The 9,539-nt window shown below is 67.8% G+C and carries 5 protein-coding genes; 3 read left to right on the top strand and 2 right to left on the bottom strand.

Annotated elements, in window-relative coordinates; all coding sequences use genetic code 11:
- Window positions 1–123 precede the first annotated feature (123 nt).
- Both QCD70_RS16225 and QCD70_RS16220 read right to left on the bottom strand, forming a co-directional pair.
- The gene (locus tag QCD70_RS16225) at window positions 124–930 is read right to left on the bottom strand and encodes an SGNH/GDSL hydrolase family protein (protein WP_301218183.1); all 807 of its coding nucleotides are present in this window, start codon (window positions 928–930) and stop codon (window positions 124–126) included.
- A gap of 115 nt (window positions 931–1,045) precedes the next feature.
- A complete protein-coding gene (locus QCD70_RS16220) occupies window positions 1,046–2,053 on the bottom strand; it encodes a helix-turn-helix transcriptional regulator (protein WP_301218181.1) in 1,008 nt (335 codons plus the stop codon).
- 84 nt (window positions 2,054–2,137) lie between these two features.
- On the opposite strand from QCD70_RS16220, the gene QCD70_RS16215 reads away from it, so the two are divergent.
- The 3 genes from QCD70_RS16215 to QCD70_RS16205 all read left to right on the top strand — a co-directional run bounded on the left by QCD70_RS16215 (window position 2,138) and on the right by QCD70_RS16205 (window position 9,365).
- A complete protein-coding gene (locus tag QCD70_RS16215) occupies window positions 2,138–2,596 on the top strand; it encodes a VOC family protein (RefSeq protein WP_301218178.1) in 459 nt (152 codons plus the stop codon).
- Window positions 2,597–2,904: 308 nt separating this feature from the next.
- On the top strand, window positions 2,905–5,064 hold the full coding sequence (locus QCD70_RS16210; protein ID WP_301218175.1) for a purple acid phosphatase family protein: 2,160 nt from the start codon (window positions 2,905–2,907) through the stop codon (window positions 5,062–5,064).
- Window positions 5,065–5,165: 101 nt separating this feature from the next.
- Window positions 5,166–9,365 (top strand): metallophosphoesterase, encoded by a 4,200-nt coding sequence (locus tag QCD70_RS16205; protein WP_301218173.1) that lies wholly within the window; start codon window positions 5,166–5,168, stop codon window positions 9,363–9,365.
- The last annotated feature ends 174 nt before the right edge of the window (window positions 9,366–9,539 follow it).

Genomic DNA, 9,539 nt, shown 5'->3' with positions numbered 1-9,539 from the left:
AAACCCCCACCTACCGGCTCGCCCGACTCCTCGAAGCGGCCTAACCCCCAGCGTTGCAACCACCACTTGACATTGCCTCGTCGGGTGGCGACAATACTCCGCACCTCAGCGTCAGCAGAGTGCTCAGGTCGACGCCGCCGTGTCGTCGCGGATGGCCGCGGCGATCGCCGCCGCGAGCACCACGAGGCCCCGGGCCGTCGGATGCACACCGTCGAACTGCATGAGTTGGGGCCGGCCGGCAAGCGGCTGTCCGATGTCGAGGTAGTGGGCCCCGGTCACCGTCGACGCGTACTCGAGGTCGGAATCCAACGCCGCCAGCTCCGGCGGCGGCGAATCCGCGCCCCAGAACGCGTTGAACGCGATGATCTGCGCATCCGGAAGCGAAGCGCGCAGGTACGACATCGTCGCGGTGACGTCGTCGGAGACCTCGGTGGGGTCTTCGCCGAGATCGTTGCTGCTGGCGGCGATGATCACGATCGACGGGTGCAGGGCCACGGCCTCGACGGCCTCGTCCTGGAACGTATCGCCGTCGTCTCCGACCGCGGTGAAGCCGGTGCCGTCGCTGGCCAGGTCGGTGAGCTGCCAGTTGGTGGCCTGACCGATCAGCTCGGGCCAGGCCCGGCTCGGCTTCAGGCCGTGGCCGTCCATGATCGAATCTCCGATCGCCACGACGACCGACTTCGAGTCGGTATCGGTATCCTCATCAGTGCCAGACGTCGTCGTCGACGACGTCGCGCTGTGCGACGCCGCCGCCGACGCCGGTGACGTGGTGCTCGGTGCCGCGGTGGCGGAGAGGTCTGCCTTTCCCCTCGCGGTGGGTACCGGATGCCCGGGCCGTCCCGCGACTCCGACCCCGACGAGCGCGCCGACAGTGAGCAGGGCCATCACGATCACCACGGCGATCGGCCATTCCCGGCGCACAACAGACATCGACTGCCCTTCCCTCGACACCCGATCGACCGTAGTCCGACAGCCCCGTTCCCGCCGGGGGTGCGGCTGTCAGCTCGCTTTGAATCGCCGACAGGCAAGCCGGGATGGCACCGAGCTAGTTGCTCGAGCCTTCGCCGGCTCCCGCTCGCCGCGCTCGTTCACCGATCGACGTGAAGGCCGCACGCAGCTCTGGCGGTTCGACGTCGCTCACGTCGAGGGCGAAGCGACAGAACTCGGCGGCCAGGGCCTCCCACGACCATGAGCCGAGCTGCACCCTGCAGCGGTCCGGGCCGATGGCCTCCGCTGATCCGTCGGCGACGTACGGCGCGATCATGGTCACAGGTCCGTGAACGGTGGCCGTTCCTGTGCACGGCCAGACGTCCTCGGCAGTCGATCCTTTGAACCGCGCCGACAGGTAGAGCGCGGGGTCGCCACCGGGAACCGATCTGGGGGTGAACGCGCGTCCCGTGTGGGTGCGGGGAGCAATGCGATCAGCCCGATAGATCCGCCATTCTTCGACGGCGGGCGAGTACGCGATCAGATACCACCGGGCATTGTGCGCGAGAAGGTGGTGAGGCTCCACCGAGCGCGCGGCAGGGGAGGGCGCCTCCGCCGCCGGGTCGGGCGTCGCGTAGTCGAAGCGCAACTCACGCCGTTCGCGGATGGCCTCGCCGATACGCAGGAGTACGGCGGGGTCTGTCTGCACCGAACCACGCGTGGCGGCCGGGCCGACCGTGTCGACGAGGTTCGCGACGCGATGGGACAGTCTGTCGGGCATAAGACGGCTCACCGTGCGGAGGGCCCGGTCGGCGGCCTCGTCGATGCCTGCGCCGAGGCCGCCCGCCGTGCGCAGGGCCAGCGCCAGGGCGATCACCTGCTCGTCGTCGAAGAGCAGGGGCGGCAGCTGACTTCCCGCCCCGAGCCGGTAACCGCCGTCGGGGCCGCGCGTGGCGTCGATCACGTAGTCGAGTTCGCGCAGTCGATCGATGTCTCGCCGCACCGTGCGCTCGCTCACCTCGAGCCGCCCGGCGAGCACGGGTGCGGGCCAGTCACGCCGAGACTGCAGCAACGACAGCAGCGCGAGCAGGCGCTTCGAGGTCGAGGGGGAGGACGCGGACGGCATGGTGTCATCTTCTCGCACAATGCGGACGTTCCCTGACCGGAACCGCTGAGACGCTGATCTCACCAACCCACGAAGGAGCACACCATGTCCGCCACCCCCGTCATCCACCTCAACTTCCGCGGCGACGCCCGTGCCGCCCTCGAGTTCTACGCCACCGCGTTCGGCGGCCAGAGCTACGCTCGCACCTACGGAGAGTTCGGCATGCCCGCGGGTCTGCCCGACACCGACAAAGTCGTCTTCGGTCAGGTCGTCGCCCCCAACGGATTCATGGTCATGGCCTACGACGTGCCCGGTCAGGATGCCGGCCCCGCGACGGGCTCGACGCACCGCGAGAACGGCACGACGATCACCGAACAGTCCTTCTTCATCGCCCTCAACGCCCAGACCCTCGACGAGGCGACCGACTACTGGGCGGCGCTCGATCACGGCGCCACGGTCGTCGAGCCGCTGGCCGCGAGCGCGTGGTCGGCCGGTTTCGGGATGCTCACCGACAGGTTCGGCGTGACCTGGCTGTTCAACGTCGCTGGCGACGAGCAGGCCTGACGCTCCCGACCGCGGCAGACGTCTTCGGCATCGAGCGAGACATCTGCCGCGGTTGACGCAGCGCCAGACGTTATAGCCCATAGTGGAGCCTCGCGCCAAAGCCGATAATGTCCACGAACCCAGCTACAGGTGTCGGAAAACGCAATTCTCGTGCCCCTTTCTGAACAATAGACGAACGGACTCCCCCGCTGTCCGCCAGCCCCGCACCCGCCGATAGATTCGCAGAGTCCGGCTGACCTTTCGTCAGTTTTCGGCATTCCTGCACATCCCGGCCATGCCGGGGCAATCACTGAGGGGCATCCACAAGGATGAAAATCGACGTATTCTCGCGCGCGCTCTCGACGCGCTCACGACGCACAGGGGTGATCGCGGCCACGGTCGCCGCCTCGCTCGCGCTCATGGCACTCGGCGGCGGCATCGCCTCGGCCGCGGGCGGCGGACTCGCACCGCCACCCGTCGCGCCGGCACTGATCCACGTCGCGTCAGCCGTGCCCGACCGCGTCATCCTGACCCCCACCGAGACGCCGGCCACCACGCAGAACGTGTCGTGGCGCACCTCGCTCGACGTCACGACCCCGCAGGTTCAGCTCGCGACGATGACGGATGGCCCGATCACCTCGTCGACCACGATCACGGCGGCCAGCACCGTCGAGATGGCCACCGACCTGGGCTACAAGATCAAGTACCACTCGGCCCTGATGACGGGACTCGCGCCCGACACCGCGTACCTCTACCGCGTGGGCGACGGAGAGACCTGGAGCGAGTGGTTCGAGTTCGCCACGGCCGCCGCATCGAACGAGCCGTTCTCCTTCCTCGTGCAGGGCGACGCCCAGAACGACGTGAAGTCCTACGCCTCGCGCACGTTCCGCGCGGCCTATGAGGCCCGCCCCTATTCGAAGGCCGTCGTGCACCTCGGCGACCTCATCGACACCGATGTCGCGGATGCCGAGTGGGGCGAATGGTTCTCGGCCGCCGGTTTCGAGAACGCCTACCTCAACGTGATCGCTGCCCCCGGAAACCACGAGTACTACCCGGGCCCGCAGCTCAGCCGCTACTGGAAAGCCCAGTTCGCCTACCCCGAGAACGGGCCGGCCCAGACCCCCGAGCTCAAGGCGGCGTTCAGCGAGAACGTCTACTTCACCGACTACCAGGGCGTGCGGTTCATCTCGCTCAACGCGTCGGTCATCAACGGCCCCGAGCTGGATGCCCAGACGGCGTGGCTCGACCAGGTGCTGACTGAGAACCCCAACAAGTGGACCGTCGTCGCCTTCCACCAGCCGGTCTTCTCGGTGACGAGCGGACGCGACAACAAGACGCTTCGCGAGGCGTGGCTTCCCATCTTCGAGAAGCACAACGTCGACCTCGTTCTGCAGGGCCACGACCACGCCTACGGGCGCGGCAACCTGTTCGCGAACGAGCAGAACCTGCCGGCGGGCGCCGACCCGAAGACGAGCCAGACCGGCCCCGTCTACATGGTCACCATCGCAGGCCCGAAGATGTATGTTCCGGATGATCTGGCGACCAACAACTGGATCACGAACGGCGCGAACCTCCGCAGCACCAACGGGTACACGCAGATGTACCAGACGGTCGATGTCACCGCCGATGAGATCCACGTCGAGAGCCGCAAGGTCACCGGTGAGCTGTTCGACGGCTTCACGATCACCAAGTCCGACGACGGAGCAAAGCTCGTGACCGACGACCTGACCCCGCGCGACTCGGGTCCGGGTTCCGCTCGCACCACGATCAACGCGCCCGAGCTGCCCGAGGTCACGATCCCGTCGGGAGAGCCGACGACGGAGCCGACGACACCGCCGACCACGGAGCCGACGACACCGCCGACGACCCCGCCCACCACGGAACCGACGACGGAACCGACGACGGAGCCCACCACCGAGCCGACGACCGAGCCGACGACGGAGCCGACGACGGAGCCCACAACCGAGCCGACGACCGAGCCGCCCACGGAGCCGACGACGGGACCCACGACATCCCCGACCGGCGGGCCGACCACCCCGACGAACCCGCCGACAGAACCGACGTACACCCCGTCGGCACTCGAGCTCTCGGCAACAGGCGTCGCGGCGGGAGGATCGGTGTCCATGAAGGCATCGGGCTTCAAGCCGAACGAGGACATGGAGATCGTGCTGCACTCCGACCCGATCACCCTCGGCTACACGAAGGCCGACGCGGCGGGGGCGGTGCTCTACACGGCGCACATCCCTGCCGGGGCTCCCATCGGAAAGCACACGATCGTGCTGCGCGGCCTCGAGTCGGGCGCGACGACCACGGCCGATCTCACCGTGCTGGCGGTCGGAGCCCCGAGCACCGGGGTGAAGGACCTGGCGAACACCGGCGCATCCTGGGTCGGGTCCGCGGTCTCCGCTGCGGGAGCCCTGCTCCTCGTCGGAGCGCTCGGACTCGTCTTCGTGAGCCGCCGCCGCCACGCGACGGGCGGCGCCCGATGATCGCGACCGGCGCGGGAGCCCGCGCATCCGGTGCCCCCGCTTCGACCGCACCGACACCCCGAAGCACCCGACCCACACGACCACCGAAAGGTTCCACTCCCATGACGACCTCGTCATCCCGGTTCGGGTCGGGCTTCCGCAGGGGCGTCGCCATCACGGCGGCGGTTCTGGCCGGAGCCCTGCTCGTTCCGCTCGGTTCGACCTCCGAGGCGGCACAGGCCGCCACGGCGACGCCGATCGAGCAGTACGGCCCGACCAGCGTGCCCGACCGCCTCGTGCTCACTCCCTCGGGAGACCTCTCGAACTCGCAGGCGGTCACCTGGCGCACCTCGACCAAGGTCACGGCGGCCCAGGCGCAGGCGCAGATCCGCGTCGCCACGGCCAAGCCCTATACCGACGACTACACGGTCGTGGCGGCGTCGTCGACAACGACGGTGCCCACCGACAAGGGCTACGACGAGGCGTTCCACACGGTGAAGTTCACGGGCCTCACCCCGTCGACGCAGTACATGTACCGCGTCGGCGACGGCACGAACTACAGCGAGTGGCAGCACTTCACCACGGCGTCGGCCACCCCCGACGACTTCTCGTTCATCTACCTCGGCGACGTGCAGAACGGCATCAAGTCCGACGCCTCGCGCGTCATCCGCAACGCCTTCCGCGACCGTCCCGACGCCAGCATCGTGCTGCAGGCGGGCGACCTGATCGACGAGGCGAACAACGACAGCCAGTGGGGCGAGGTGTTCGACGCCGCCGGCTACCAGTTCGGAACGCAGAACTTCCTGGCCGCCGCGGGCAACCACGAGTACGAGGGCGAGGCGCTGTCGAAGCAGTGGCAGGCCCAGTTCGCCTACCCCGAGAACGGCCCGACCGGATCGGCCGAGGCCGAGGCGCTGCTCGACGGCACCGTCTACTTCAGCGACTACCAGGGTGTGCGCTTCATCTCGTTGAACAGCAACATCACGGATGCCGCGGCGCTCGCCGTGCAGACCGCCTGGCTCGAGAAGACGCTCGACGAGAACCCCAACAAGTGGACCGTCGTGTACTTCCACCACCCGGTCTTCTCGCTCGACGAAGGGCGCAACAACCGTGCCATTCGGGATGCCTGGGTGCCGCTGTTCGAGAGCCACAACGTCGACCTCGTGCTGCAGGGCCACGACCACGCCTACGGTCGCGGTAACTCCGACGAGTCGGAGCTCGGCAACCCCGTGAGCTGGAACAAGGACCTGAACTACGACGGCCCCGTCTACGCGGTGTCGGTCGTGGGATCGAAGATGTACAACAACACCGGTCCCCGTCTATGGAACGACAACGGCGCCCACCTGCGCAAGCTCGGCGGCGGCATCGAGCTCTACCAGCTCATCGACGTGTCGGGCGACAAGCTGCGCTACGAATCGCGCACGGCCGACGGCGAGTACTACGACGGCCTCACCATCGTGAAGAACGACAGCGGCAAGGCCGTGACCGACGACACGGTTCCGCAGGTCATCGATGAGAACGGCGGAGAGCCCTGCCTCGGCTGCGAGCCCAACCCCGATCCGGGCGGAGAAGAGCCCGAGGAGCCGACCACCACGGTCGACTACCGCGTCGTCGGAGACCTGACGTCCGTCGCCAAGCCGGCCGCTCAGCTGCCCGCTGGATCGGCATTCTCGGAGAAGCGCGATCACCTGTTCCTCGGTGACCAGAACGGCCGCACGATCTTCGAGATGGATCCCGCCACAGACACGATCGTTCGGCAGATGACCCTGCCGGAGAACATCCGCGACATCGGGATCGACGACGCGAACGACCTTCTCTATGTCGGCCAGCAGAACTCGAACTGGGTGGTCGTGTCGACGGCGGATGCGACGTACGGCCAGGTCGTGCGCGGCCCGTTCCCGTTCGTCCAGTCGAACCGCTCCATCGACGTCGACCCGATCAACGGCTACGTGTACGGGGCGACCCCGTCGCGGGGTGTCGAGGTTCTGGATGCCGGGACCGGCGAGTCGATCGGCGTGATCAACGGAACGGCCGGCGCGTACTACGTCGCCGCCGACCCCGAGGGCGGACGCGTGTCTGCGGCCTTCTTCGAGGAGACCGCCGATGTGAAGAACATCGCGGCGTTCGACGTGAAGAACAACTTCGCCCAGCTCTGGGAGCAGCCGACACGTCCCAACGCGCGTCAGCTCGACATCGACTCGACGCACGGTCTGGTCTATGTCGCCTACACCGGAACCGCTGCGGGAACCGGCGGATTCTCGGTGCATGACATCGCCACCGGCAAGCGGCTCGGCGACTTCGCCGATCCCAAGTACGGCAAAGACGTCTACGGCATCTCGATCGACGAGGAGCACCAGCGGGTGTTCGCGTCGAACCGCGACTTCAGGCTGAACCCGCCCGGATCGGAGACGACGTCGGCGGCCGTCACCGTGTCGGAGAGGATCGTCGAGCAGGGCTTCGACTACTCGCCGGCCGGCCAGGTCGTCTCGGTCGCCAAGCCTGCGGCGCAGCTGCCCGCCGGCTCGGCGTACTCGGAGAAGCGCGATCACCTGTTCCTCGGTGATCAGAACGGCCGCACGATCTTCGAGATCGAGCCGAACACCGACACGATCGTGCGCCAGATGACGTTGCCCGAGAACATCCGCGACATCGGAATCGACGACGCGAACGACCTGCTCTACGTGGGTCAGCAGAACACGAACTGGGTCGTGGTGTCGACGGCGGATGCGACGTACGGCCAGGTCGTGCGCGGCCCGTTCCCGTTCGTTCAGTCGAACAGGTCGATCGATGTCGACCCGATCAACGGGTACGTCTACGGAGCGATCCCGGCGCGGGGCGTCGAGGTTCTGGATGCCCAGAGCGGCGAGTCGATCGGCGTGATCAACGGAACGGCCGGCGCGTACTATGTGGCCGCCGACCCCGAGGGCGGACGCGTCACCGCGGCGTTCTTCGAGGAGACGGCCGATGTGAAGAACATCGCGGCGTTCGACGTGAAGGACAACTTCTCGCAGCTCTGGGAGCAGCCGACACGTCCGAACGCCCGCCAGCTCGACGTCGATTCGACCCACGGTCTCGTCTACGTGGCCTACACGGGCACGGCGGCGGGAACGGGTGGCTTCTCGGTGCACGACGCGAAGACCGGAAAGGTCCTCGCAGACCTCGCCGATCCGAAGTACGGCAAGGACGTCTACGGCATCTCCGTCGACGAGGAGCACCAGCGGGTGTTCGCGTCGAACCGCGACTTCAGGCTGAACCCGCCCGGATCGGAACTGACCTCGGTCGCGGTGACCATCAGCATCCGGAACGGCGGAACGCCGGTCGACCCCACGGATCCGACCGACCCGACGGACCCCACGGATCCGACCGACCCGACGGACCCGACGGATCCGACGGACCCGACGGATCCGACGGACCCGACGGACCCGACCGATCCGACGGACCCGACCGACCCGGAGGGGCCGCCCGCCGGACTCACCTACACGCCGACCGCGCTGGGAGCGATCCCGTCGCAGACCGCGAACGCCGACCTCGATGTGAAGCCGGTCGGCTCGGTGGTCGACCCGACCACAGGGCACCTCTTCGTGGGCAACGAGCAGCGGCCGGCCAGGGTGCTGGAGATCGATCCGGCGACCGACACCGTCGTGAAGACGCACGCCATCACCGGGGGAGAGGCCGAGGGTGTTCGAGACGTCGCGCTCGACACGGCGAAGGGTGAGCTGTACGTCGCCTACGGCGCGGCCTGGGCCGTGCTCGACGTGAAGACCGACGCGGTCGTTCGCGGGCCGTTCGCCTTCTCGGCGAACGTGCGCGGCATCGACGTCGACCTCGAGGCGGGCCGCGTCTACGGCGCGACCCGGGGCACGGGCTTCCAGGTCATGGATGCCGTCACCGGCGCCCAGATCGAGACCGTCACGACGACCTCGTCGACATCGTGGAAGTCGCACGGCATCGCCGTGGACCCCGCGACGAAGCGCCTCTACGTCACCAGCGAGGACACGTCGGGAGTGGACGGCGTCCGGGTCTACTCGACCGTCGACTACTCGCTGCTGCAGACGCTTCAGGTGGCGGCTCCCGATCTGCGTTCGGTGGCGGTCGACCCGGTCGCGCAGCGCCTGTACATCGGTCACATGACCGACGCCTTCGAGAAGAGCGGTGTTCTGGTTCTGAACGCGGGCGACCTCACGCAGATCGCGAGCTACTCGGCGACGGCGTACGGCAACAAGGTCTACGGGGTGTCGGTCGATCCGACGAAGGGAACGGTCTTCGTCTCGAACCGCGACCGGTTCCCGACGGGCATCATCTCGCTGCAGCGCTCGCGCTAGCCGCTGCGCGTACGGCGCACGCCGCATTGAAGTGCGGGAAATGGCCGCTTCCCTCGGTGGGGAGGCGGCCATTTTCCGAATCTCAGCGCAGTCATTGAAATGGGGTCTGACCGATCACGACTGGTGGGACCTGCTCAGTCACCGCAGAATTGTCTGATCTGCGTGACATTCGTC

The organism is Agreia sp. PsM10 (assembly GCF_030433855.1).
GTDB lineage: Bacteria > Actinomycetota > Actinomycetes > Actinomycetales > Microbacteriaceae > Agreia.
Note: the sequence above shows the minus strand (reverse complement) of the source record. Positions and strands in the feature narration are given on the sequence as shown.

What these genes read in the sequence shown, in the direction of transcription:
- QCD70_RS16225 (WP_301218183.1), bottom strand. Translation starts at nt 930, where the DNA reads ATGTCTGTTGTGCGCCGGGAATGGCCGATCGCCGTGGTGATCGTGATG.
- QCD70_RS16220 (WP_301218181.1), bottom strand. Translation starts at nt 2,053, where the DNA reads ATGCCGTCCGCGTCCTCCCCCTCGACCTCGAAGCGCCTGCTCGCGCTG.
- QCD70_RS16215 (WP_301218178.1), top strand. Translation starts at nt 2,138, where the DNA reads ATGTCCGCCACCCCCGTCATCCACCTCAACTTCCGCGGCGACGCCCGT.
- QCD70_RS16210 (WP_301218175.1), top strand. Translation starts at nt 2,905, where the DNA reads ATGAAAATCGACGTATTCTCGCGCGCGCTCTCGACGCGCTCACGACGC.
- QCD70_RS16205 (WP_301218173.1), top strand. Translation starts at nt 5,166, where the DNA reads ATGACGACCTCGTCATCCCGGTTCGGGTCGGGCTTCCGCAGGGGCGTC.